The following is a 24,906-nucleotide window of genomic DNA, read 5'->3' as shown; positions in this document are numbered from 1 at the left end:
GGAGCAAAGCTTGCTCGCGATGAACGATAACTCGGTGTCAGGTCCTACGCTTTTTCGAGCTTCTTCTCATGCGCCGTCACCTGCTGGCACAACTCGATCATCTGCTCGCGCATCCAGCGGTTGGCCGGGTCCTGATCGGTGCTTTCGTGCCAGTAGAGGTGGGTTTCCACCGGCGGAACATCGTTGACCGGCAAATTGAAGGCGTGCAAATCGTTACGACGGGCGAAGCGTTCCGGCACGGTCATGACCATGTCGGTCTGCTGCATCACCTGTGATGCCATCAAGTAGTGCTGGGAGCGCAGGGCGATCTTGCGCTGAATGCCCATTTTTCCGAGTGCCAGGTCGACATAACCGAGACCGCTGCGACGGCTGGAAATATGGATGTGGGTCAGGCTCAGGTACTCGTCGAGCGTGAGTTTTTCCTTACCCGCCAGCGGGTGTCCCTTGCGCATGGCACACACGTAACGGTCTTCCATCAGTTTGACGTGACGCACCTGCGGGTCGGTGTTGAGCGGTGCGTCCACCGCGAAGTCGAGGCGACCGGCTGCCAGTTCCTTGGTGGTCTCGCGGCGCTTGGACAGGAAGCTCTCGATAACCACCGTCGGTGCGAGGCGGCGCAGACGCTGGAACAGCGGCGGCAGGATCACCGCTTCGGTGAGGTCGGTCATGCTGATGCGGTAGGTCTTGTTCGCCTGCTGTGGGTTGAAAATGCGGCTTTCCTGCACGGAAATGCGCAGCAGCGAAAGCGCGTTGCGGACCGGGCCGATGATGTTCTGCGCCATCGGCGTGGGCACCATGCCCTGGGCGGTACGGACGAAGAGCGGGTCGTTGAAAGTCTCGCGCAGGCGGGCCAGAGCGTTCGACACCGCCGGTTGGGTGATGCCGACGATCTGCCCGGCACGGGTCAGGTTGGCTTCGGTGTAGATCGCGTCGAAGACGATGAAAAGGTTGAGGTCGACCTTGCTCAGATTCATTTACGCGGCTCTCTTATTGTGTGGACGGCTGGCCTTGAAGATCAGCCGATCATATATCGGTGATGAATGTTAATACACGCCGAGAATAGGCTAGGTAAATTTTCATGGCTGTTCTAGCATCGATTGCATGACCTAAACAACCTCTCCCAAGAAGGTAGCTGCTCATGGATTTCGCTTATTCGCCCAAGGTTCAGGAACTGCGTGAGCGCGTGACCGCGTTCATGGACACCTACGTTTACCCCGCCGAAGCCGTGTTCGAGCGCCAGGTCGCCGAGGGCGATCGCTGGCAGCCGACCGCGATCATGGAAGAACTCAAACTCAAGGCCAAGGCTGAAGGGCTGTGGAATTTGTTTCTGCCTGAGTCCGAGCTCGGTGCTGGCCTGACCAACCTCGAATACGCGCCATTGGCGGAAATCATGGGCCGCTCATTGCTGGGGCCGGAGCCGTTCAACTGCTCGGCGCCGGACACCGGCAACATGGAAGTGCTGGTGCGTTACGCCAACGAAGAACAGAAACAGCGCTGGCTCGAACCGCTGCTGCGCGGCGAGATCCGCTCGGCATTCGCCATGACCGAACCGGACGTTGCGTCCTCCGATGCGACCAACATGGCCGCGCGTGCCGTGCGTGATGGCGACCAATGGGTGATCAACGGCAAGAAATGGTGGACGTCAGGTGCTTGCGATCCGCGCTGCAAGATCCTGATCTTCATGGGCCTGAGCAATCCTGATGCGCCGCGCCATGCCCAGCACTCGATGATTCTGGTGCCGGTGGATGCGCCGGGTGTGAAGATCGTGCGCCCGCTGCCGGTGTTCGGTTACGACGACGCGCCTCATGGTCACGCCGAAGTGCATTTCGAAAACGTGCGGGTGCCGTACGAAAACGTCCTGCTGGGTGAAGGACGCGGCTTCGAAATCGCTCAAGGTCGCCTTGGCCCTGGCCGGATTCACCACTGCATGCGTTCGATCGGCATGGCCGAGCGCGCGCTGGAACTGATGTGCAAGCGCTCGGTGAATCGCACCGCGTTCGGCAAGCCTTTGGCGCGCCTGGGCGGCAACATCGACAAGATCGCCGACTCGCGGATGGAGATCGACATGGCACGCCTGCTGACGTTGAAAGCGGCGTACATGATGGACACCGTCGGCAACAAAGTGGCGAAAAGCGAGATCGCGCAAATCAAGGTCGTCGCGCCGAATGTGGCTTTGCGGGTGATCGACCGGGCGATCCAGATGCATGGCGGGGCAGGGGTTTCCAATGATTTCCCGCTGGCCTACATGTATGCGATGCAGCGCACTCTGCGACTGGCCGACGGCCCGGATGAAGTGCACCGGGCGGCGATTGGCAAATTCGAAATCGGTAAATATGTGCCGAAAGAGATGATGCGTAGCGGGCAGTAAGACCCCTGTGGCGAGGGAGCTTGCTCCCGCTGGGTCGCGAAGCGGCCCTAAAACCTGCGACCATGGTATTGCTGGCACACCATGGTGACTGGATTTGCGGCTGCTTCGCAGCCGAGCGGGAGCAAGCTCCCTCGCCACATGTGTTCCTGTTTCATTTCAATACACCCAAACCTCAACCCGCCGATTCCTGATCCGCCCCTCATCCGCGCTGTTGGCCGCCACCGGCATTACCGCGCCAAACCCGCGAATCTCGCGCAACACCACGCCGCTCTTCACCAGTTCCCGCCGTACCGCCATGGCCCGCAGTTTCGACAACAGGTCGGCGCGCGCCGGGTCGTCCTTGGCGTCGCCAAACCCCACCAGCGTTACCCGCCGTTCGGTCTTGTCGTTCTGCTCTATATAGTCGAGCACCCGCGAAAGGTCCTGCCGTGCCTTGTTGTCCAGATTGGCGCTGCCTTCCTCGAAGCGAAAATTCACCGACAACCGCTGGGCGTGACGGCTAAGCGCCTGATAGCCCTCGGGCATCAGCGCATTCGGTGTGACGGCCATGGCCTGGACGGTCTGGGCGATAAAGCCATTGGCCGCGACAATCGCCTGGCCCTGACTGCTTTGGGCGAACGTTACCAGGGCTTGCGCCCAAGGATTGTTTCCGGAAGGCGGCAGATAAAGGAACAAGCGGCGCGACAGCGGATAGTCTTCAGTGGCAATCAGATTGCTCAGCGGCAGCATGGCTTGTGACTGGCCGTCGACAATCGCCACGGCTTTGGCTGACCGCACGTAGGGCAAGCCGATAAAACCGATGCCTTGCGGATCAAGGCTGACCGCGTCTGACAATTGTTCGCTGGACTCGAAGCGTTTCGCGGCGCTGCTCAGGGATTTCCCACGACCGCTGAGGACCAATTCCTTGAACGTGTCATACGTGCCGGACTGATCATCCCGCGCATAAAGATGAATTGTCCCACCGCTGCCGCCGAGTTCTTCCCAGGTCTTGACCTCGCCACTGAAGATCCGCGCCAGTTGCACGGTGTCCAGTTGATTCAACGGATTCTGCGGGTGAAGGATGATTGCCAGGCCGTCGATGGCAATGACTTGCTCGGCGCTGGGGCTTTTCAGGTCGCCGAAAGATTCGAGGTTCAGCAACTCGCTGTCCTTGATCGGACGTGACGAAGCGGCGAGATCGGCGCTGCCGTTTTTCAACGCGCTGAAGCCGGTACTGGAACCGTGGGCCGCGAGTTCCACTTCGACCCGGCGTCCTTGCGCGGTTTCGCCGACGATCCGCAACTCATTGGCCTTGTCCGGGGCCTCACTGTGCACCTTGAGCAAACCCTGTTCGCGCAAAAGCCCCTCGACCAGCGCCGGGCCCAATGCCGCGCCGATGGTGTTGGAACCCTGGATGCGCAGCGCCGGGCCGTGTTCGGGGATCGGCAACGTGCCGGCCGTTGCCATTTGCGGCAGGCACAGCATCAACAGGAACAATACGCGCAGCGTCATGCCGGCACCTTATATAGCCAAAGGAGGTGTCGGGAGATTAAGTCAGTGAGGTTTCTAAAATATGACAGTCAAAAGATCGCAGCCTGCGGCAGCTCCTACAGAAGATATTTGTAGGCGCTGCCGCAGGCTGCGATCTTTTGCTTTTTAGCTCAACTCAAGCCAGATCGGCGCATGATCCGACGGTTTTTCCATGCCGCGCAGCTCATAGTCGACACCGGCCGCTTTGACCCGTGGCAACAGGCCGTGGGAAGCGAGGATCACGTCGATGCGCAATCCACGCTTGGGCTGGTCCTCAAATCCACGGCTGCGGTAGTCGAACCAGCTGAAAACGTCAGCCACTTCCGGGTTGAGGTGGCGGAAGCTGTCAGTCAGGCCCCAGTTTTTCAGGCGTGCCATCCACTCGCGCTCTTCCGGCAGGAAGCTGCATTTACCGGTTTTCAGCCAGCGCTTCATGTTGTCCGGGCCAATGCCGATGTCGCAGTCTTCCGGGGAAATGTTCACGTCGCCCATGACCACCAGCGGTTGATCGTTCTTGAACTGGCTTTCCAGCAGTTGCTGCAGATCGCCGTAGAAGCGTTGCTTGGCCGGGAATTTGGTCGGGTGGTCGCGGCTTTCACCTTGTGGGAAATAGCCGTTCATGATGGTCACCGGCACGCCATTGGCGTCGGCGAACGTGCCCCAGATAAAACGCCGCTGCGCGTCTTCTTCATCGGTGGCGAAGCCTTTGTGCAGGGCCAGCGGTTCCTGGCGCGAGAGCAGGGCGACGCCGTAGTGACCCTTTTGCCCGTGGAAATACACGTGGTAGCCAAGGGCCCTGACTTCATCGAGCGGGAACTGGTCGTCGTGGACCTTGGTTTCCTGCAACCCGATTACATCGGGCTGATGCTTTTCGATCAGCGCCGCCAGCTGATGGGGACGGGCGCGCAGCCCGTTGATGTTGAAGGAGACAATCTTCATGGTCGGCAGTCCTGGCAAAAGGGCGATGCTAGCTGACATGTAGGAATCGGGCCAGTGCGAGGTGGGACGTTTGCCATTTCATTGCCTACACTGATTCCGAATCAGTAAGGAACTGTGTCAGCGCCACTGAGTTCGTACCAATAAGAGCGCAGCCGCCCGAGCTGTGCCGGGGAGATCAACCAACATGCCCGAAACCTCCACCGCCATTGCCGATATTCACATGCTCGACAGCGGCTATTCCCGCGAAGCGCGTTCGCTGTTGTATCAGGCTTACCGCCACGAGCCGACGTTCGGCTACCTGTTCGAAGCTGAACGCCCCGGCTACGAACAGCGAGTGCGCGCGACCGTGCGCGAACTGGTCAAACAGCACTTTTTGCAGGATTTACCGGCCATCGGCCTGCTGGTCAACGATCGCTTGATCGGTATCGCCCTGATCGCACCGCCGCAACGTCGGCTGGGGATCACCGAAAGCTGGGCCTGGCGTTTGCGCATGGTGCTCAGCACCGGGTTTCGCTGCACCCGTCGCTACCTTGAATATCACGATGCGGTGGCGGCGTGTTCGCCGTCAGACTCGGTGCATGTCTTGCCATTGCTGGGGATTCACCCGCAGTTCCAGGGCAAACACTTCGGCGAACAATTGCTGCAAGCGGTGCATAACTGGTGCGCGGTGGATGAAAATTCCCAGGGAGTGATGCTCGATACCGGCAATCCGCGTTATCTGGAGTTCTATAAGCGCCAGGGTTACGAGGAAATCGGCGAAGTGGCCGTAGGACCGATTCGCGAGCATGTGTTTTTTCACGCCAATCCGCAGGTCGTGCAGAGCGCAATCGCTTAAGGTCGAACTTTCCTTGCGTGCCAGGCTCTATCACGCTCCCGTGCCCGTGATAGCATCCGCGCCTATGAAGTTTCCAGGAAGAATTACCAGTGGCGTGCTCATGCTGATCAGCAGCTGCGCGGCACTGGCGCAAAGTGAATTGGATGTGCGGATCAAACCGTCCAACGATGAACTCAAAGCCAATATAGAGGGCTATATCGGCAGTCTCGGCGATCGTGACGAAGAGGCCTTGTTGCGCTTCAGCCGTGGTGCCGAGGAACAGGCGCGCAAGGCCGCCCAGGCCTTGGGTTACTACCAGCCGCAGATCGACAGCAACGTGACGGGTGGCAAGACGCCGCACCTGATCCTCAATATCGTGCCCGGCGAGCCGGTGCATTTGCGCAACGTCACCATCCGCATCGACGGCCCCGCAGCCTCGCTCAAATCCTTTCGTGTGCCCAAGAGCCATGCGCTGCAAACCGGCGCGGTGCTCAATCATGGCCAGTACGACGACGCCAAGCGGTTGATCCAGAACCAGGCTTCTCGCTACGGCTTTTTCAGCGGCCATTTCACCCGTTCGAAACTGTCGGTCGACCCGCGTGCCGGCGTGGCCGATATCGAGCTTATTTATGACAGCGGCCCACGCTACTCACTGGGCAAGGTCAAGTTTGAAGGCGACACGCCGTTTGACGAAGACCTGCTGCAACGCATGGTGCCGTTCAAGGCCGGCACGCCATACGACTCCGAACTGATCGCCGAACTCAATCAGGCGCTGCAATCGAGCGGCTATTTCGAGGGTGTGCGGGTGGATGCCGCGCCGACAGCGTCCAAGGACGATGTGATCCCGGTGGACGTCAAACTGGAAACCCGCAAGCCGCGGACCATGGGTTTGGGTTTGGGTTACTCCACCGACGTCGGCCCTCGGGTCAAGGCCAACTGGACTCGGCACTGGGTCAACCCGCAGGGCCACAGCTATGGCTGGGAGACGGAAATTTCGGCGCCACGGCAAAACGTCGGGCTGTTCTACGACATTCCGCTGGACCCACCGTTGACCGACAAACTGCGTTTCGCCGGGGGCTATCAGAAAGAGGAAATCGCCGACAAGGACAGCCTCAGCAAGCTGCTGACCATCGGCCCGGAATGGCACAGCAAGTTGCCAAGCGGCTGGCAGCGGGTGGTCTCGCTTAAATGGCAGCGTGAGGAATACCGACTCGGCGACGACTCCGGGCTCAGTACCTTGTTGATGCCGGGCGTGAGTTATTCGTACCTGAAAAGCGATAACCGCATCGACCCGCACAACGGTTATCGCCTGCAATTCGAAAGCAAAGTGGCCAAGGAAGGTTTGGGCTCGGACAACAACCTGTTGTACGGCACGGCTCTGGTCAAAGGCTTGACCACAGTGTTCGACAAGCACCGTTTCCTCGGACGGGTTCAGGTCGGCGGCAGTGCCACCAACGGCTATAAATCGGTGCCGCCGTCGCTGCGCTTCTTCGCCGGTGGCGACCAGAGCGTGCGCGGCTACGACTATCAGAGCCTGTCCCCGGAAAACAACGAAGGTGACCGCATCGGTGGCCGCTACATGGTCGCCGGCAGTGTCGAGTACCAATACTCCGTCGCTGAAAAGTGGCGGGTCGCGACCTTCGTCGATCAGGGCAACTCCTTCAATACCCTCGAACTGCCGAACCTCAAGACCGGCGTCGGTATCGGCGTGCGCTGGGTTTCGCCGGTAGGGCCGATCCGCCTCGACCTGGCCCATGCGCTGGACGACGATGGTGGCATTCGATTGCACTTTTCCATGGGGCCTGAGCTTTGAAACGCGGTTTGAAAGTAACGCTGCTGGCGATTGCGGCACTGTTGATGTTGCTGGTCGTGACGCTGGCCACGGTGCTCGGTACGGCGACGGGCAGCCGTTGGGCGCTGGGCTTTGCGCCGGGTTTGAGCCTGGACAATTTTCAGGGTCGCCTCGGCGGGCAATGGAGCGCCGACCGCGTGCTGTGGCAGCAACACACCAACCGTGTTGAGCTGAGCAAAGTCATCTTCGCCTGGTCGCCGCTGTGCCTGACACGCATGACCTTGTGCATCGATCAATTGCAAGCTGAGCAGGTCAGCCTGCAATTCCCGCCCGGTGCGGAGGAGAAAAGCAGCGGGCCGATCACTCTTCCAGACTTGAAGCTGCCGGTAGCACTGGAGCTGGGTGACATCAAGGTCGGCAGCCTGTTGTTCAATGGCAGCGAACAGCTCAAGGATTTGCAGCTGGCGGCGCACTGGACAGAACAAGGCATGCAGATCGACTCGGTGAAATTGCAGCGTGACGATCTGAGCCTGAGTCTGTCGGGTCGATTGCAACCCGGTGGAAACTGGCCGCTCACCGCTGAGGGCCAATTGACCCTGTCGACTCCCGCGCCTTGGACATTGGCGTTGAAGATTGACGGCGACCTGCTGAAAACCCTGAACCTGAAAGCCGACAGCAGCGGCTATCTCACCGGGCAACTGACTGGCGAGCTACAACCGCTGACGGAAAACCTGCCGGCCAAGGTGCGCATCACCGCTGACGGTTTCAAGCCCAGTGCTGATCTGCCGGACACCCTGCAACTCAATCAACTGGAGCTCACCGGCGCCGGCGATCTTGAAAGCGGCTATCAGTTGCTCGGCAAGGCCAATTTGCCTGGGGAAAAAGGCCCGGTCGCGCTGGCGCTGCAAGGCAAGGTCGACGCCAATGGCGCGCAGATCGCCGCGCTGGACCTGACTGCCAACGACAAGCAAAGCCTCAAACTCAACGGGCAGGTGGACTGGAGCAAAGGCCTGAGCGCCGAGGCGAAAATCGATTGGCTGGACTTTCCGTGGCACAGCCTCTATCCGTTGATCGACGAACCGGAGGTGGCCCTGCGCAGCTTCACCGGTGAAGTTTCCTACACCGATGGCAAATACCTCGGCCACTTCAATGCGGCGCTGGACGGCCCGGCCGGTGCGTTCACCCTGACCAGCCCGTTCGCCGGCGACCTGACGAAAATCTATCTACAACAAATTCAATTGGTGGCCGGGCAGGGCAAGGCCGAAGGGCATCTGAACCTGCAATTCGCCGATGGCATCGCATGGGACACTTCGCTGGATCTTTCGGCGATCAATCCGGCGTACTGGGTCGCGGAACTGCCGGGCACCCTCGCTGGACCGTTGCGCAGCAAGGGTGAGCTGAAGAATGAAAAACTCGGTCTCACTGCCGACCTTGATCTGAAGGGCAAACTGCGCGGCCAACCGGCGATTTTGCAGGCCAAGGCCGACGGCGCTGGTGAGCAATGGAATCTCAATGCCCTGCAAATTCGCCTCGGTGACAACAGCATCAACGGCAAGGGCAGCCTGCAACAGAAACTCAGCGGGCAGATCGATATCAAGCTGCTGCGCCTGGCTCAGCTCTGGCCGCAGCTGCGCGGGCAGATCAATGGCCGGGTCGATGTCGCCGGCACGCTGAAGGCACCGCAAGGCAAACTGGGACTGCAAGGCACGCAGTTGGCGTTCCAGGACAATCGCCTGCAAAGCCTGAACCTCGACGCGACCCTCGACAGCGCACAACGGGCGAAAATCGACCTCAAGGGCAGCGGCATCCAGGCGGGCGATACCTCGCTGGGCACGTTGACCGCCAGCGGACAGGGCGACATCAAGAACCAGAAACTGAACCTCGACCTGCAAGGGCCGAAGCTCAAACTCGCGCTCGGCCTCGACGGAGCGCTGGATAAAGGCAATTGGCGCGGACGTCTGGCCAGCGGCGATATCCAGGCGGGGGGCCAGGACTGGAAACTGCAAGGTCCGGCAAAACTGGAGCGGCTGGCGGATGGCAAAATCAACTTCGGCGCCCATTGCTGGGCGTCTGGTCCGGCCAGTCTGTGCGGCGAAGACCAGCGGCTGATGCCGGAGCCGAAGCTGCGTTACCACCTCAAGCAATTCCCGATCGACAGCCTCGCGCAGTGGCTACCGAAGGATTTCGCCTGGCAGGGTCGACTCAACGCTGACGTGCAACTGGACTTGCCCGCCAGTGGCCCGAACGGCGTAGTCAGCATCGATGCCAGCGGTGGCACGTTGCGCGTGAAGGAGAGAGACCAGTGGCTGGACTTCCCGTACCAGACCCTGAAACTCACCAGCAAACTCACGCCCAAGCGCATCGACACCGACCTCAGTTTCGTCGGCGGCAAGCTCGGCGAACTGATGGTGCAGGCGCAGATCAACCCGCTGCCGAAGAACAAACCGTTGAGCGGTTCCTTCCGCTTGAGTGGTCTGGACTTGTCGGTGGCACGGCCGTTCGTGCCGATGGTCGAGAAGCTGACCGGACGTTTGAATGGCAGCGGCACGATTTCCGGTGGGCTGCTGGCGCCGCAGGTCAACGGCAGTCTGCAACTCAGCGACGGCGAAGTGTCCGGCCCTGAGCTACCGATGGAGATTGAAGCCTTGCAATTGCAGGCTGTGATCGCCGGTGAAACCGTTCAGATCAACGGTGGCTGGAAAAGCGGCAAGACCGGGCAGGGCAGCTTGAACGGCAACATTGCCTGGGGTCAGGCGCTGGTGGTGGATCTGGTGCTCAAGGGCTCGCACTTGCCGGTCAGCGTCGAACCGTACGCCAAGGTCGAAGTGGCGCCGGACCTGAAAATCTCGATGAAGGGCGACGAGCTGGCCATCGCCGGTAAAGTACAGGTGCCCAAGGGCGACATCACCATCCGCGAGTTGCCGCCATCAACGGTCAAGGTTTCCGATGACACGGTGATCGTCGGCCAGCAGACCGAAGAAGGCAAACCACCACTGGCCATGAAAATGGACATCGATGTGGTGGTCGGCGAGGAGAAACTCAGCTTCGCCGGGTTCGGCCTGACCGCGAATGTGCAGGGGCATGTGCACATCGGCGACAACATGGACACTCGCGGTGAACTGTGGCTCAACGACGGTCGATATCGCGCCTATGGCCAGCGGCTTACGGTGCGTCGGGCGCGGTTGCTGTTTGCAGGTCCCATTGATCAGCCGTATCTCGATATTGAAGCGATTCGCCAGACTGACGATGTGATCGCCGGTATTCGTTTGAGCGGTAGCGCTGAGCAGCCGACTACGCAGATTTTCTCCGAGCCGGCCATGAGTCAGGAGCAGGCGTTGTCCTATCTGGTGTTGGGGCGTCCGCTGAGCACCAACGGTGAGGACAACAACATGCTTGCCCAGGCGGCGCTTGGTTTGGGGCTGATGGGCAGTTCCGGGGTGACGGGTGGTTTGGCGAAGAATCTGGGGATTGAGGATTTTCAGCTTGATACCCAGGGCAGTGGTAATGCCACCAGTGTTGTGGCCAGTGGCAACCTTTCGGAGAAGCTCAGTTTGCGGTATGGCGTTGGGGTGTTTGAGCCGGCCAATACGATTGCCTTGCGTTACAAGCTGAGCAAGAAGGTTTACCTCGAAGCCGCGAGTGGTGTGGCCAGTTCGCTGGATATTTTTTATAAGCGGGATTTTTGATTTCTCATCGAGTACATATCCGTTTCTTCGGTAACGGCGGCTTAGGGTTTCGCCCTTACGGCGACTCACTTTTTTGACAAACGCCTCAAAAAAGTAAGCAAAAAAAACGCTCGCCCCTTACGTACGGCACCTCGCTAGAGCTCGGGGTTCCTTCGCTCCGGCATTCATCCGGGGGCATCGCCTCCGGTCTGCTTCGCGACGACCTCCTCTCGATGTGTGCGGCTTCGCCGCACGGCGCTGCGCGCCCACCCCCGGATAAACGCCTCCACTCAGCCTTCCGATGGGGCGGGTGGATCAAGATCAAAAGCGGCAGGCGAGCTAACGCTCGGCCTGTGGAGTGGTGAAGAGCGTGGGTGTACGCCGATCCATTGTGGGAGCCAGCCTGCTGGCGATGGCGGCCTGACAGCCGACCCGATTTTGTGCTGTATCACGCCCAATGTAGGAGCTGCCTCGTTGCACTCGACAGCTCCTACAGAGAAGTGCGCACGCATCAAGAGTCAGGCCGGCCGGTAGGCCGCCTCGCGGTGCTGTGGCGGTAGTCGCCCCATCGAGAGGCCGAGTGGAGGTTCTGCGCAGTGGGCAACCCGGCAAGGATGCCGGGTTAGCCGCCCCCGGCCATGGATGGCCGATGGCGGCGGGCCCACGGAGCAGGACCGGAGCGAGGGCATGCCGAGCCACAGCGAGGCACCGAACGTCAGGGGCAAAGCGCTTTGGTTACTTTCGCGCTCTTCGAAAGTGACCCGCCGTAAGGGCGGAACCCTAAGCAGCCGTTACCGCAGCACCGGATATGTACCCAACCAAAAGCCACCACCGGTCAACTATTTACCAAGCACCCTAACTATTACGTTGACATTCGCTGCCTAGGCAGTAACATCTCGACATACATTCACTGCCTAGGCAGCTAATTGGTGTTCAGATGAAACATTTCACGCCAGACGATTTCCACAATTGCCATCTCGGTCTCCTGCTCGGGCGTGCTGCGCTGCTCAAGGACCGGATCATCGACACGCACATGGAACCCCACGGCATCACCGCCGCGCAGTTCAAGGTGCTGATCATCATGGCCCAGTACGGCGTTGATTCGCCGGGCGAGCTGTGTCGGCACCTGTCGCTGGACAGCGGTTCGATGACGCGCATGCTCGATCGTCTGGAACAGAAAGGCTTCCTCGCTCGCCAGCGCTCCGAGGCGGATCGCCGGCAGGTGCAGCTTGTGCTCACGCAAGAGGGGCAAAAACTGGCTGACCGCCTGCCGCACATCGGTGCCGAAGCCATGAATGAACTGGCCGGCGCCATCACTCCAGACGAGCTGAAAACCCTGGAGCTGATCCTCAAGAAAATTCTGCTGGCAGCCGGTGACTCGATCACCGTGCTGCGTCTGGGTGGCAACAATGAACAGTAAAACCCTGCGCACCGGTTTAAGCCTGGTGCTGTTGGCCATGAGCCTGGCCGGTTGCGCCAGTTACAGCGGCCTGACCACCGAAGGCGTCAGCCTCGATGCGAAAAACCTCAAGGCCGGGCAATCCCTCAGCGGCGTGACGTTGTCCCTGGCGGCATGGCCGAAAAGCGACTGGTGGAAAAGTCTCGGCGATCCGCAGCTCGACGGCCTGATCCGCGAAGCCCTGCACGACAGCCCCGACATGCAGATCGCCGACGCCCGTGCCCATCAGGCTAGCGCCGCGGCGTACGCCGCCGATGCCGCGCGGATGCCGACCCTCGATGCCAGCGCCGGTGTCAGCCGTTCGCGTCTGGCCAAGGATCAGGATCCGCTGGGGCAGGGCGACAACTACGCCACCGTGCGCAGCATCGGTGCCACTTTCAATTACAACTTCGATCTCTGGGGCGGTCAGCGCGACGCCTGGGAAGCTGCACTGGGCGAGGCCCGCGCTGCGGAAGTCGATCAAAAGGCTGCGCAGTTGACCTTGTCCGCCGACGTGGCCCGTGCCTACAGCGATCTTGGGCAGGCTTACATCGTCCATGACCTGTCCGCCGAAGACCTCAAACGCACCAAACAAATGCTCGACCTGAGCCAGCGTCGCCTGAGCGCCGGGATCGACAGCCAGTATCAGTTCCAGCAAACCGAGAGCCTGGAAGCCACGTCCGAAGCCAACCTGATCGACGCCGAAAAACGCCTGCAAAGCGCCAAGATCGCGCTGGCCGTGCTGCTCGGCAAAGGCCCGGATCGCGGCAATGAAATCGTCCGGCCGAACATTCTCAAGCCTGGCGCCGTGGCGTTGCCGTCGGTGCTGCCGGCCGAGCTGCTCGGTCGTCGTCCGGACCTGGTCGCCGCGCGTTGGCGGGTCGAGGCGGCGAGCAAGAATATCGACGCGGGCAAAACACAGTTCTATCCGAACTTGAACCTCAGCGCGGCGGCGGGTGCCGAATCGTTGTTGGGCGATGCGATGTTCGGTTCGGCGAGCCGCTTCTTCAATGTCGCGCCGACCATTTCCGTGCCGATTTTCGACGGTGGCCGTCTACGCGCCGACCTCGATTCCCGCGACGCCGACTACGACCTGGCGGTGGCGCAGTACAACAAAAGCCTGGTCAGGGCATTGGGTGATGTCAGCGACAGCATCAACCAGTTGCGTGATATCGGTCGGCAAATCGCTGCCCAACAGCACGCCACCGACATCGCCCAGGATTCATACAACACCGTGGTCCAGCGGTACGGTTCCGGCATCGGCAACTACCTGGACGTGCTCAGCATCGAGCAGCAATTGCTTCAGGCCCAGCGTCAGCTGGCCAACCTGAATGCCGAGCAGATCGACCTGTCGATCCAACTGATACAGGCGCTGGGTGGCGGCTTCCAGCCTGAGGCCATTGCCTCGGCCGACGCCGCTCCAGCCACGCTGACCCACTAATTCAAGGTACTTGTCATGGCCACTGCCGATACAACTCAATCCCCGGAAAACACCCCGGCCAATCCCAACGCGGGCAAGCGCAAGTTCATGTTGCTGGTGCTTGCCGTAGTCGTTGCACTCAGTGGCGTGGGCGTCTGGGCCTATCACGAATTTTACGGGCGCTGGAGCGAAAGCACCGACGACGCCTATGTGAACGGCAACGTGGTGGAAATCACCCCGCTGGTCACCGGCACCGTGGTGAGCATCGGCGCCGACGATGGTGATCTGGTCCACGAGGGCCAGGTGCTGGTGAATTTCGACCCGAACGATGCCGAAATCGGCCTGCAAAACGCCCAGGCCAATCTGGCCCGCACGGTGCGTCAGGTTCGCGGTTTGTACAGCGACGTCGACGGCATGAAAGCCCAGGTCAACGCCCAGCAAGCCGAAGTGCAGAAAGCCCAGGACAACTACAACCGCCGGAAAAACCTGGCCAGCGGCGGGGCGATTTCCCAGGAGGAGTTGTCCCACGCCCGTGACGACCTGACCTCGGCGCAAAACGCCCTGGCCAACGCCCAGCAGAAACTCAAAACCACCAGCGCGCTGGTCGACGACACCGTGGTGTCCTCGCACCCGGACGTCATGGCCGCCGCCGCGCAACTGCGTCAGGCCTACCTGAACAATTCCCGCAGCACCTTGATCGCGCCGGTTACCGGTTACGTGGCCAAACGCTCCGTGCAACTGGGCCAACGGGTGCAGCCGGGCGAGGCGTTGATGGCGGTGATCCCGCTGGATCAACTGTGGATCGACGCCAACTTCAAGGAAACCCAACTACGTGACATGCGCATTGGCCAACCGGTGGAGATCGAAACCGATCTCTACGGCAGCAGCGTGAAATACAGCGGCACCATCGACAGCCTCGGCGCCGGTACCGGCAGCGCGTTTGCCTTGCTGCCGGCGCAGAACGCCACCGGGAACTGGATCAAGATCGTGCAGCGGGTGCCGGTGCGGATTCACGTCAACGCCGAAGAACTGGCCAAACACCCACTGCGGGTTGGCCTGTCGACCATCGTCGATGTGGACCTGCACGACCAGAGCGGCCCGGTGCTGGCGCAACAACCGCCGCAGAAGGCGTCGTTCAGCACCAGCATCTACGACCGCCAGTTGGCCGAGGCCGACGCCATGATCACGCAATTGATTCACGACAACAGCGCCGCGGTCAGCAAGACCGCGCATCGCTGATTCGCCAATCCGCCGGCTGCGCCTGTAACGGGCGCAGCGCAACCTGAGTGTCAAAGGATTCGCGATGAGCAATAACGCCTCTTTCACGCCGCCCAGCCTGGTGCTCAGCACCATCGGCCTGTCGCTGGCGACCTTCATGCAGGTGCTCGACACCACCATCGCCAACGTGGCGTTGCCGACGATTTCCGGCAACCTCGGCGTGAGTGCGGAGCAGGGCACGTGGGTGATCACATCGTTCGCGGTGAGCAACGCCATCGCACTGCCGCTGACCGGTTGGCTCAGCCGCCGTTTCGGCGAGGTGAAGCTGTTTATCTGGGCGACGCTGCTGTTCGTAATCGCGTCGTTCCTGTGCGGGATTTCTACGTCCATGCCGGAACTGGTGGGCTTCCGCGTCCTGCAAGGCGTGGTGGCGGGGCCGTTGTACCCGATGACCCAGACGCTGCTGATTGCGGTCTACCCCCCGGCGAAACGGGGGATGGCGCTGGCGCTGCTGGCGATGGTCACGGTGGTGGCGCCGATTGCCGGGCCGATCCTCGGCGGCTGGATCACCGACAGTTACAGCTGGCCGTGGATCTTTTTCATCAACGTGCCGATCGGTGTGTTCGCCGCATGGGTGGTGACCCAGCAGATGAAGAAACGCCCGGTGGTCACCAGCCGCCAGCCGATGGATTACGTCGGCCTGATCGCCTTGATCATCGGCGTCGGCGCGTTGCAGATCGTCCTCGACAAAGGCAACGATGCCGATTGGTTTGAATCGAACTTCATCATCATTGGCTCGGTGATTTCCGTTGTCGCGCTGGTGTTCTTCGTGATCTGGGAAATGACCGACGAACATCCGGTAGTGAACCTGCGGCTATTCGCCTATCGCAACTTCCGCTACGGCACCATCGTGCTGATTCTGGGTTACGCCGGGTTCTTCGGGATCAACCTGATATTGCCGCAATGGTTGCAGACGCGACTGGGCTACACCGCGACGTGGGCCGGTTTTGCCGTGGCGCCGCTGGGAATCCTGCCGGTGTTGCTGTCACCTTTCGTCGGTAAATACGCGCCGAAATTCGACATGCGGGTGCTGGCGGGCGGGGCGTTCCTGGCCATCGGCCTGAGCTGTTTCATGCGCGCAGGGTTCACCAATGAAGTGGATTTCCAGCATATCGCCATGGTGCAGTTGTTCATGGGCATCGGCGTGGCGCTGTTCTTCATGCCGACCTTGACCATCCTGCTCTCGGACTTGCCACCGCACCAGATTGCCGACGGCTCGGGCCTGGCGACGTTCCTGCGAACCCTGGGCGGTAGCTTTGCTGCATCGCTGACCACCTGGATCTGGATCCGTCGCGCCGACCAGCACCACGCTTATCTGACCGAAAGCATCACCCAGTTCGATCCGGCGACTCGTGAAGCGTTGACGCATCTCGGCGGGGCAGGGGCGAAGGCTTATACGCAGCTGGATCAGATGGTGATCAGCCAGGCGTACATCATGTCTACGGTGGATTACTTCACCTTGCTGGGCTGGATGTTCTTCGGGCTGATATTGATCGTGTGGCTGGCCAAACCGCCGTTTACGGCGAAGGCCGGGCCTGCGGCGTCCGCCGGCCACTAACCACCGCGCAACCAATGTGGGAGCGGGCTTGCTCGCGAAAGCGGTGGATCAGTCAATAAAGATGTCGACTGACACGCCCTCTTCGCGAGCGAGCCCGCTCCCACATCTATGGATACCCCCATTTCTGCAATACTGTTTTTGATGTGTGTTTGGCTTGCTTTCATCTATCCGGCGTCTGGGGGACGACCCTGCGCCTCGATGAGAATCGCGCCTGACGGCCCTTCATAGGGAGAAGGCTTTTTCAGCCTTGTGGGAGCCCAGGGTAGTCGTCAGGCCGGTTGGCCGTTCACGTCATCTGTTATCCAGCATCGCAAAACCAGGTGGGTGGTGCTCGGGTGGCAGCGGGGTCAAGCGTTCATCGCGCTTGACCCCGCCTTGAATTCATCATGGTGAGCGGCGATCGACCAGGCGATTCTTGCCAGTTTGTTGGCCAGGGCGCAGACCACACGGTTGGAATGATGGCGAGCCAGTAGCTGGCGAACCCAATCGGCTAGCGCTCCTGTCTGTCGTTCCAGCCCCATCAGATACACACGGGCGCATTGAATGAGCAGTCGCCTTTGATTTCGGTCACCGCGTTTGCTGATACCCAAAAGTACGGTCTTGCCACCGGTGGAATGTTGTTTGGGCACCAGCCCAATCGAGGCTGAATAGTCTCGACCGCACTTGAACTGCTGGCCGTTGCCCAACTCCGCAGCCAGGACGCTGGAGGTGATCGGGCCTACGCAAGGTATCGTCATCAGGCGAGAAGCCAGATCATCTTCAGCGGCTTGGCGTTCAACCTGCTTGTCCAGCGCCTTGACCTGCCCGTCCAGGTAGTTGAAGTGCGCATGCAGTCCCAGCAGGATTTGTTTGATCAGCGCAGAAAATGAGCATTCCTCCAGCAGCGCTGGCAGTTCTTTGATGGCGTGAAAGCCTGGGGACAGGCTGATACCGACCTCCAACAGGCCGGCGTGAATCCGATTGACCGTAGCGGTGCGCTCCTTGATGTAGGACTCGCGCACTGAGTTGAGCATGGCCAGCGCTTGTTGCGCTTCGGTTTTCGGGGACACAAAACGCATGGTCGGGCGGCTCGCCGCCTCGCAAATCGCCATGGCATCGGCGAAGTCGTTCTTGTTGCTTTTTACATAAGGACGCACGAGATGAGGCGCTATGAGCCTGGGCATATGCCCCCATTTTGCTGCTTCTCGCGCCATATAGTGGGCGCCGCCACAGGCTTCCATCACCACCGTGCACGGTTCAAGGTTGGCCAAGTGCCTGGCCAGTCCTGCGCGATTGAATTTCTTGTGGTAGAGCTCATGACCGCGATCATCTTGAGCATGCAGATGGAAGGTATGTTTCCCTAGATCGATAGCGACAATAGTTACGTTGTTCATGGCAATGGCCTCCGAAAGACACCCTGTGAAAGCTTAGAGAGCGATCACAGGGTGTGAGGGGGTAGCCATTTCATTAGGGGTTAGTGTGCGGTAGTTAGTTTGCCGGAGCAGCCAATTGCGGCGGTGGCGTGAAATCAAACGGCGCCAGCGCAAACCCGTTTTCATCCACCTGCAACGCCCAACCCTGACGATCCCAATCCCCCAACACAATGCGCCGGGCCGCTTGTTCGCCCAGTTGCAGCTTGTGAATGGCAGGGCGGTGGGTATGCCCATGGATCAGTGTCTTCACGCCGTATTGCTGCATGATCCGCGGAATCTCCAAGGGCGTGACATCGACAATGTCGTTGGCCTTCATCCGCGTTTGCGTACGGCTTTCACTGCGCAGCTTGCGCGCCAGTTTATGCCGGGTGCTTAACGGCAGATGCCGCAGGATGAACAGGGTGATCGGGTTGCGCAGGTAGCGACGCAGCTTCATATAGGCTTCGTCGCGGGTGCAGAGGCTGTCGCCGTGCATCAGCAGCACCGGCTCGCCGTTGATCTGCACGACACTCGGATCTTTCAACAATGTGCAGCCGGCCTGTTTGCAAAAGGCCTTGCCGAGCATGAAGTCACGATTGCCGTGCATCAGAAAGATGGCCGTGCCGCTGTCGCTCAATTCACGCAGGGCCTGGCAGATGGAACGCTGGAAAGGGGTCATGGCGTCGTCGCCAATCCACGCCTCGAAAAAGTCGCCCAGAATGTACAACGCACTCGCCGAGCGGGCGCGTCCGGCGAGCAAATCCAGAAACGCCCGGGTAATGTCCGGGCGCTCCTCTTCCAGATGTAAATCTGAAATCAGCAATATCACTCAATGATCTCGGCTTTCTCGATGATCACGTCGTCTGCTGGTACGTCCTGGTGACCGGACTTGGACGTGGTGGCCACGCCTTTGATCTTGTCGACAACGTCCTGGCCGGCGGTCACTTTACCGAACACTGCGTAGCCCCAGCCTTGCACGTTCTTGCCGCTGTGGTTCAGGAAGCTGTTGTCAGCCACGTTGATGAAGAACTGCGCGGAAGCCGAATGCGGCTCCATGGTGCGAGCCATGGCAACGGTGTACTTCTCGTTGGAAAGACCGTTGTCAGCTTCGTTCTGGATGCTTGGGCGCTTGTCTTTCTTTTCTTTCATGCCTGGCTCGAAACCGCCGCCCTGGATCATGAAGTTACCGATGACACGGTGGAAAACGGTGTTTTCGTAGTGGCCGGCTTTAACGTATTCGATGAAGTTGGCCACGGTGATCGGGGCTTTGTCGGCGTTCAGTTCGAGGACGATGTCGCCGAAGTTGGTAGTCAGTTTGACTTGGGTCATGATCGTTTCTCTTTATAAGGAATTCGTGGTTTTGGGACATTCCATCCCGCAACCGGTTCAGCCTGTCTCGGCCAAGGTGCGCAGTTTAGCGTGACGGGCGCGAATTTCGAGGCTGTTTTTCATTTACGGCCTATTAAATACGACCGTTTGCAGGTGCGCTCTGTCAGGTGCTTGACGGCATCGGCTATGATAGCGGCTTTGTTTTGTCCGGCCTTCATTACGGCCACGCACTTGTACGTTCAAGGATCCTATGAGCAAGCCCACTGTCGACCCTACCTCGAATGCCAAGACCGGCCCAGCCGTGCCGGTCAACTTCCTGCGGCCGATCATCCAGGCAGACCTGGACTCGGGCAAGCACACGCAGATCGTCACCCGTTTCCCGCCTGAGCCCAACGGCTACCTGCACATCGGCCATGCCAAGTCGATCTGCGTGAACTTCGGCCTGGCCCAGGAGTTCGGCGGCGTCACGCACCTGCGTTTCGACGACACCAACCCGGCCAAGGAAGACCAGGAATACATCGACGCGATCGAAAGCGACGTCAAATGGCTGGGCTTCGAATGGTCCGGTGAAGTGCGCTACGCCTCGCAGTATTTCGACCAGTTGCACGACTGGGCGGTAGAGCTGATCAAATCCGGCAATGCCTACGTCGACGACCTGACCCCTGAGCAAGCCAAGGAATACCGTGGCAGCCTGACCGAGCCAGGCAAGAACAGCCCGTTCCGCGACCGCAGCGTCGAAGAGAACCTGGACCTGTTCGCCCGCATGAAGGCCGGCGAATTCAAGGACGGCGCACGTGTACTGCGGGCCAAGATCGACATGGCCTCGCCGAACATGAACCTGCGCGATCCGATCATGTATCGCATCCGTCACGCGCATCACCACCAGACCGGTGACAAGTGGTGCATCTACCCGAACTACGACTTCACCCACGGTCAGTCGGACGCCATCGAAGGCATCACCCATTCGATCTGCACCCTGGAATTCGAAAGCCACCGTCCGCTGTACGAGTGGTTCCTGGACAACCTGCCGGTGCCGGCCAACCCGCGCCAGTACGAGTTCAGCCGCCTGAACCTGAACTACACCATCACCAGCAAGCGCAAGCTCAAGCAACTGGTCGATGAAAAGCACGTCAACGGCTGGGACGACCCGCGCATGTCGACGCTGTCGGGTTTCCGCCGCCGTGGCTACACGCCGAAATCGATCCGCAACTTCTGCGAAATGATCGGCACCAACCGTTCCGACGGCGTGGTCGACTTCGGCATGCTCGAATTCAGCATCCGTGACGACCTCGACCAGAGCGCCCCGCGCGCGATGTGCGTGCTGCGTCCGCTGAAAGTCGTGATCACCAACTACCCGGAAGGCCAGGTCGAGAACCTCGAACTGCCGCGTCATCCGAAAGAAGACATGGGCGTGCGCGCGCTGCCGTTTGCCCGTGAAATCTACATCGACCGTGACGACTTCATGGAAGAGCCGCCGAAGGGCTATAAGCGCCTGGAACCGACCGGTGAAGTACGCCTGCGCGGCAGCTACGTGATCCGCGCCGACGAAGCGATCAAGGACGCCGATGGCAACATCGTCGAACTGCGTTGCTCGTACGACCCGGAAACCTTGGGCAAGAACCCTGAAGGCCGCAAGGTCAAAGGCGTGGTGCACTGGGTGCCGGCTGCGGCCAGCGTCGAGTGCGAAGTGCGTCTGTACGATCGTCTGTTCCGTTCGGCCAACCCAGAGAAAGCCGAAGACAGCGCCAGTTTCCTGGACAACATCAACCCTGACTCGCTGCAGGTACTCACCGGTTGTCGTGCTGAACCCTCGCTGGGCAATGCACAGCCGGAAGACCGTTTCCAGTTCGAGCGCGAAGGCTACTTCGTCGCGGATATCAAGGACTCGAAACCGGGCGCACCGGTATTCAACCGTACCGTGACCCTGCGTGATTCGTGGGGCCAGTGATTCAAGGATTTAACGTGCTTACGATCTACAACACGCTCACCAAGAGCAAAGAAGTCTTCAAGCCGCTGGATGGCAACAAGGTGCGCATGTACGTCTGCGGGATGACCGTGTACGACTACTGCCACCTGGGCCACGGCCGCAGCATGGTCGCGTTCGACCTGGTGACGCGCTGGTTGCGTTTCAGCGGTTACGATCTGACCTACGTGCGCAACATCACCGACATCGACGACAAGATCATCAACCGGGCCAACGAGAACGGCGAGTCGTTCGAAGCGTTGACCGAGCGCATGATCGCGGCGATGCACGAAGATGAAGCGCGCCTGAACATCAAGAAACCGGACATGGAACCGCGTGCCACCGGCCATATTCCTGGCATGCACGCGATGATCCAGACCCTGATCGACAAGGGTTACGCCTACGCCCCGGGCAATGGCGACGTGTACTACCGCGTCGCCAAGTTCATGGGCTACGGCAAGCTTTCGCGCAAGAAGATCGAAGACCTGCGCATCGGCGCACGCATCGAAGTCGACGAGTCCAAACAGGACCCGCTGGACTTCGTGCTGTGGAAAGCCGCCAAACCGGGCGAGCCGAGCTGGGAATCGCCGTGGGGCGCCGGGCGTCCGGGCTGGCACATCGAATGCTCGGTGATGTCGACCTGCTGCCTGGGCGAGACCTTCGACATTCATGGCGGCGGTAGCGACCTTGAGTTCCCGCACCACGAAAACGAAATCGCCCAGAGCGAAGCGGCCACCGGCAAGACCTACGCCAACGCGTGGATGCATTGCGGCATGATTCGCATCAATGGCGAGAAGATGTCCAAGTCCTTGAACAACTTCTTCACCATTCGCGACGTGCTCGACAAGTACCACCCGGAAGTCGTGCGTTACCTGCTGGTGTCGAGCCATTACCGCAGCGCCATCAACTACTCGGAAGACAACCTCAAGGACGCCAAGGGCGCTCTGGAGCGTTTCTACCACGCGTTGAAAGGCCTGCCGAACGTGGCACCGGCTGGCGGCGAAGCGTTTGTCGAGCGTTTCACCACGGTGATGAACGACGACTTCGGCACGCCGGAAGCTTGCGCGGTGTTGTTCGAGATGGTTCGTGAGATCAATCGTCTGCGTGAGAGCGATCTCAATGCTGCGGCCGGTCTGGCGGCGCGTCTGAAAGAACTCGCCAGCGTATTGGGTGTGTTGCAGCTTGAAGCCGATGACTTCCTGCAAGCCGGTGCCGAAGGGCGCGTGGATGCAGCCGAAGTCGAAGCGCTGATCGCTGCGCGTCTGGCGGCACGTGCCGGCAAGGACTGGGCCGAATCCGACCGCATCCGCGACCAGCTCACCGCCATGGGCGTGGTGCTGGAAGACGGGAAAGGTGGGACGACTTGGCGATTGGCTGACTGATTGCTTGATCCGCTACAAAACAAAACCCGCCTTGTGCGGGTTTTTCGTTTTGTGCGCCCAGCATGGGCGCAATCTTGTGGGTGAAAGTCCCGCCGTGAGCTGACCACAGTGAATGAAGTGAAACGCAACTGCATGAGGGCGACCGAGTGTGGGGAGGAAGCGTGGAGCGAAACCGCGAGCCGATGAACAAGAACCGGATATAAGGCGATGTCGACCAGGGTGAGTGGGCCAATAACCGCGAAACTCTTGTGGTTTAAGGACGGCAGCGTAGATCCGGCGGTTGTGCGGGGAAGGATTGCGTTCTTACCTGGGGAGATCTCGCCTCGCGCCTGAAAGGGCGACGGCGCCAGCCGGAGCGAGAAGTCAGCAGAGGCCGTAGTAGTCTTCTTTTTTTTTGACGAAGGGCCGAACGAGAGAAAGCGTTATAGGCCATGTTGATGCGAGAAACCGGAAGTCAGATGCCTGCCAAACGCGGGGCGGATGGAGATAGCGAGCGGTGAAACCGTGAGAAGTCCCATCAGCGACGAGGTCAATCGCCCGCAAGATGAACCCGATAACGCGGGGCAAGGGCTGCTGGAATGGGCCTTTGCGAGAGAAAACCTGAAGCGGGCGTGGAAACGGGTCAAGGCCAACAAGGGGGCAGCGGGCGTCGATGGTCTGGATATTGAACAGACCGCCGAACACTTGCTGACCCAGTGGGCGGCGATTCGTGAACAGCTTCTTTCAGGTGTCTACCGGCCCAGTCCAGTACGACGTGTGGTCATTCCCAAACCTGACGGCGGTGAGCGCGAGTTGGGTATCCCAACGGTCACCGACCGCTTGATCCAACAAGCGCTGCTGCAAGTCTTGCAGCCACTCCTCGATCCGACTTTCAGTGAGCACAGCTACGGTTTTCGTCCGGAGCGCTGCGCGCAGGACGCCGTTTTGGCGGCTCAGCGCTACGTGTCCTTGGGTCGAAAAGTAGTGGTGGATGTGGATCTGGAGAAATTCTTCGATCGGGTCGATCACGACATTCTGATGGATCGTCTCCGTAAACGGATCGCGGATCGGGCGGTAATCCGACTGATCCGCGCCTATCTGGATTCGGGAACGCTGATCAATGGCGTGATCGAGAAAAGCCGTTGCGGGGCGCCGCAAGGCGGCCCGCTGTCGCCGTTGCTGGCGAATGTGCTGCTGGACGAAGTAGATCGCGAGCTTGAACGCCGAGGCCATTGTTTCGTGCGCTATGCCGACGATGCGAATGTGTATGTTCATAGTCAAAAGGCGGGGCAACGGGTGATGGCTTTGCTGACGCGTTTGTATGAAAAGCTGCACCTGAGCGTCAACACGAGCAAGAGTGCAGTGACGAGCGCATTCGGTCGCAAGTTCCTGGGGTATGCCTTTTGGCCCTACCAAGGTGAAGCCAAGCGAGCCGTCTCATTCAAAGCGCAGCAGCGATTCAAGAAGCGGATACGCGAATGTACCCGACGCTCAGTCGGTCGTAGCATGCAGCAAGTCGTGAACGGCCTGCATCCTTATCTGCTGGGTTGGAAAGCTTACTTTGGATTGTCGCAAGCCCCGCGAGTCTGGCGAGAGCTGGACGAATGGATACGACATCGACTCCGAGCTATCCAACTCAAACACTGGAAGCGTGGAACGACGATCTACAGAGAGCTGCGAGCACTGGGTGCGCGCGAGGAAAGCGCACGCAGAGTTGCGGGAAACTCGCGCAGTTGGTGGCGTAACAGCCGTATGGAAATGAACCGAGTGCTTGATATTGCATGGTTCGACCGCTTGGGACTACCACGTCTCTCCTGACCTCAATTTCTCGAACCGCCCGGTGCGGACCCGCATGCCGGGTGGTGTGGCAGGGGTACGGACTATGAAGTCCGTCCCCTATGCCGATTAGGGGGCGCTTGGCGCATTTCATAAAATAAGGACATGTTTTTATTTGATGTTCTTCGGTTAACTCCTGATTTTAGGATGGCAAATACATTGTTTTTATCAGTGTTTAATTAAAACAGTGTTGCGTTATCTTTAGATCTTGTCGAGGGTTACATTCTGAGTGGTTATTAAATAGT

General features: G+C 59.9%; 17 protein-coding genes. 11 read left to right on the top strand and 6 right to left on the bottom strand.

Features of this window, described 5'->3' with window-relative positions:
• Nucleotides 1–44: 44 nt before the first annotated feature.
• Nucleotides 45–974 carry a LysR family transcriptional regulator gene (locus V6Z53_RS22910; protein ID WP_338581914.1) on the bottom strand — a complete coding sequence of 310 codons (930 nt, stop codon included), beginning with the start codon at nt 972–974 and terminating at the stop codon, nt 45–47.
• 164 nt (nt 975–1,138) lie between these two features.
• Here V6Z53_RS22910 and V6Z53_RS22905 point away from each other — a divergent pair, with 164 nt between their 5' ends.
• On the top strand, nt 1,139–2,368 hold the full coding sequence (locus V6Z53_RS22905; protein WP_150735202.1) for an acyl-CoA dehydrogenase: 1,230 nt from the start codon (nt 1,139–1,141) through the stop codon (nt 2,366–2,368).
• A 156-nt stretch (nt 2,369–2,524) separates the two neighbouring features.
• Here the strand turns inward: V6Z53_RS22905 and V6Z53_RS22900 are convergent, their stop codons facing one another.
• Nucleotides 2,525–3,859: a phosphate ABC transporter substrate-binding/OmpA family protein gene (locus V6Z53_RS22900; RefSeq protein WP_338581913.1), complete on the bottom strand. Its 1,335-nt coding sequence runs from the start codon at nt 3,857–3,859 to the stop codon at nt 2,525–2,527.
• Nucleotides 3,860–4,003: 144 nt separating this feature from the next.
• The gene (xthA, locus tag V6Z53_RS22895) at nt 4,004–4,816 is read right to left on the bottom strand and encodes an exodeoxyribonuclease III (RefSeq protein ID WP_338581912.1); all 813 of its coding nucleotides are present in this window, start codon (nt 4,814–4,816) and stop codon (nt 4,004–4,006) included.
• A 184-nt stretch (nt 4,817–5,000) separates the two neighbouring features.
• Between xthA and V6Z53_RS22890 the strand changes: the two genes are divergently transcribed.
• From V6Z53_RS22890 to V6Z53_RS22860, 7 genes are all read left to right on the top strand, one after another.
• Entirely contained in the window at nt 5,001–5,651 is a 651-nt protein-coding gene (locus tag V6Z53_RS22890; protein ID WP_338581911.1) for a GNAT family N-acetyltransferase, read from the top strand.
• 64 nt (nt 5,652–5,715) lie between these two features.
• Nucleotides 5,716–7,443: an autotransporter assembly complex family protein gene (locus V6Z53_RS22885; protein ID WP_338581910.1), complete on the top strand. Its 1,728-nt coding sequence runs from the start codon at nt 5,716–5,718 to the stop codon at nt 7,441–7,443.
• Entirely contained in the window at nt 7,440–11,108 is a 3,669-nt protein-coding gene (locus V6Z53_RS22880; protein WP_338581908.1) for a translocation/assembly module TamB domain-containing protein, read from the top strand. Before V6Z53_RS22885 ends, V6Z53_RS22880 begins: the two co-directional genes overlap by 4 nt.
• 916 nt (nt 11,109–12,024) lie before the next feature.
• Nucleotides 12,025–12,507, top strand: coding sequence for a MarR family transcriptional regulator (locus tag V6Z53_RS22875; protein WP_338581907.1), 483 nt, complete (start codon nt 12,025–12,027; stop codon nt 12,505–12,507).
• On the top strand, nt 12,497–13,966 hold the full coding sequence (locus V6Z53_RS22870) for an efflux transporter outer membrane subunit (protein WP_338581905.1): 1,470 nt from the start codon (nt 12,497–12,499) through the stop codon (nt 13,964–13,966). The genes V6Z53_RS22875 and V6Z53_RS22870 overlap by 11 nt, the downstream gene beginning before the upstream one ends.
• A gap of 15 nt (nt 13,967–13,981) precedes the next feature.
• Complete coding sequence (locus tag V6Z53_RS22865) at nt 13,982–15,184, top strand: HlyD family efflux transporter periplasmic adaptor subunit (protein ID WP_338581904.1); 1,203 nt, start codon at nt 13,982–13,984, stop codon at nt 15,182–15,184.
• 64 nt (nt 15,185–15,248) lie between these two features.
• On the top strand, nt 15,249–16,781 hold the full coding sequence (locus V6Z53_RS22860) for a DHA2 family efflux MFS transporter permease subunit (RefSeq protein ID WP_338581903.1): 1,533 nt from the start codon (nt 15,249–15,251) through the stop codon (nt 16,779–16,781).
• A 347-nt stretch (nt 16,782–17,128) separates the two neighbouring features.
• Here V6Z53_RS22860 and V6Z53_RS22855 read toward each other — a convergent pair whose 3' ends face one another.
• The 3 genes from V6Z53_RS22855 to V6Z53_RS22845 all read right to left on the bottom strand — a co-directional run bounded on the left by V6Z53_RS22855 (nt 17,129) and on the right by V6Z53_RS22845 (nt 19,501).
• Nucleotides 17,129–18,154: an IS110 family transposase gene (locus V6Z53_RS22855; protein ID WP_338581902.1), complete on the bottom strand. Its 1,026-nt coding sequence runs from the start codon at nt 18,152–18,154 to the stop codon at nt 17,129–17,131.
• A gap of 94 nt (nt 18,155–18,248) precedes the next feature.
• Nucleotides 18,249–19,001: a UDP-2,3-diacylglucosamine diphosphatase gene (gene lpxH, locus V6Z53_RS22850; RefSeq protein WP_338581901.1), complete on the bottom strand. Its 753-nt coding sequence runs from the start codon at nt 18,999–19,001 to the stop codon at nt 18,249–18,251.
• A complete protein-coding gene (locus V6Z53_RS22845; protein ID WP_338581900.1) occupies nt 18,998–19,501 on the bottom strand; it encodes a peptidylprolyl isomerase in 504 nt (167 codons plus the stop codon). Before V6Z53_RS22845 ends, lpxH begins: the two co-directional genes overlap by 4 nt.
• Nucleotides 19,502–19,751: 250 nt before the next feature.
• On the opposite strand from V6Z53_RS22845, the gene V6Z53_RS22840 reads away from it, so the two are divergent.
• From V6Z53_RS22840 to ltrA, 3 genes are all read left to right on the top strand, one after another.
• Entirely contained in the window at nt 19,752–21,449 is a 1,698-nt protein-coding gene (locus tag V6Z53_RS22840; RefSeq protein WP_338581899.1) for a glutamine--tRNA ligase/YqeY domain fusion protein, read from the top strand.
• Nucleotides 21,450–21,463: 14 nt separating this feature from the next.
• Nucleotides 21,464–22,846 (top strand): cysteine--tRNA ligase, encoded by a 1,383-nt coding sequence (cysS, locus tag V6Z53_RS22835; protein WP_150701289.1) that lies wholly within the window; start codon nt 21,464–21,466, stop codon nt 22,844–22,846.
• A gap of 504 nt (nt 22,847–23,350) precedes the next feature.
• Nucleotides 23,351–24,643 (top strand): group II intron reverse transcriptase/maturase, encoded by a 1,293-nt coding sequence (gene ltrA, locus V6Z53_RS22830; protein ID WP_338581898.1) that lies wholly within the window; start codon nt 23,351–23,353, stop codon nt 24,641–24,643.
• The last annotated feature ends 263 nt before the right edge of the window (nt 24,644–24,906 follow it).

It is taken from the genome of Pseudomonas sp. MAG733B (genome assembly GCF_036884845.1).
Taxonomy (GTDB): Bacteria; Pseudomonadota; Gammaproteobacteria; order Pseudomonadales; family Pseudomonadaceae; genus Aquipseudomonas.
This window is presented reverse-complemented; position numbering and strand designations above follow the sequence as displayed.

Excerpts from the sequence above, each read along its gene's own strand:
- V6Z53_RS22910 (WP_338581914.1), bottom strand. The coding sequence starts at position 974 with ATGAATCTGAGCAAGGTCGACCTCAACCTTTTCATCGTCTTCGACGCG.
- V6Z53_RS22905 (WP_150735202.1), top strand. The coding sequence starts at position 1,139 with ATGGATTTCGCTTATTCGCCCAAGGTTCAGGAACTGCGTGAGCGCGTG.
- V6Z53_RS22900 (WP_338581913.1), bottom strand. The coding sequence starts at position 3,859 with ATGACGCTGCGCGTATTGTTCCTGTTGATGCTGTGCCTGCCGCAAATG.
- xthA (WP_338581912.1), bottom strand. The coding sequence starts at position 4,816 with ATGAAGATTGTCTCCTTCAACATCAACGGGCTGCGCGCCCGTCCCCAT.
- V6Z53_RS22890 (WP_338581911.1), top strand. The coding sequence starts at position 5,001 with ATGCCCGAAACCTCCACCGCCATTGCCGATATTCACATGCTCGACAGC.
- V6Z53_RS22885 (WP_338581910.1), top strand. The coding sequence starts at position 5,716 with ATGAAGTTTCCAGGAAGAATTACCAGTGGCGTGCTCATGCTGATCAGC.
- V6Z53_RS22875 (WP_338581907.1), top strand. The coding sequence starts at position 12,025 with ATGAAACATTTCACGCCAGACGATTTCCACAATTGCCATCTCGGTCTC.
- V6Z53_RS22870 (WP_338581905.1), top strand. The coding sequence starts at position 12,497 with ATGAACAGTAAAACCCTGCGCACCGGTTTAAGCCTGGTGCTGTTGGCC.
- V6Z53_RS22865 (WP_338581904.1), top strand. The coding sequence starts at position 13,982 with ATGGCCACTGCCGATACAACTCAATCCCCGGAAAACACCCCGGCCAAT.
- V6Z53_RS22860 (WP_338581903.1), top strand. The coding sequence starts at position 15,249 with ATGAGCAATAACGCCTCTTTCACGCCGCCCAGCCTGGTGCTCAGCACC.
- V6Z53_RS22855 (WP_338581902.1), bottom strand. The coding sequence starts at position 18,154 with ATGAACAACGTAACTATTGTCGCTATCGATCTAGGGAAACATACCTTC.
- V6Z53_RS22845 (WP_338581900.1), bottom strand. The coding sequence starts at position 19,501 with ATGACCCAAGTCAAACTGACTACCAACTTCGGCGACATCGTCCTCGAA.
- V6Z53_RS22840 (WP_338581899.1), top strand. The coding sequence starts at position 19,752 with ATGAGCAAGCCCACTGTCGACCCTACCTCGAATGCCAAGACCGGCCCA.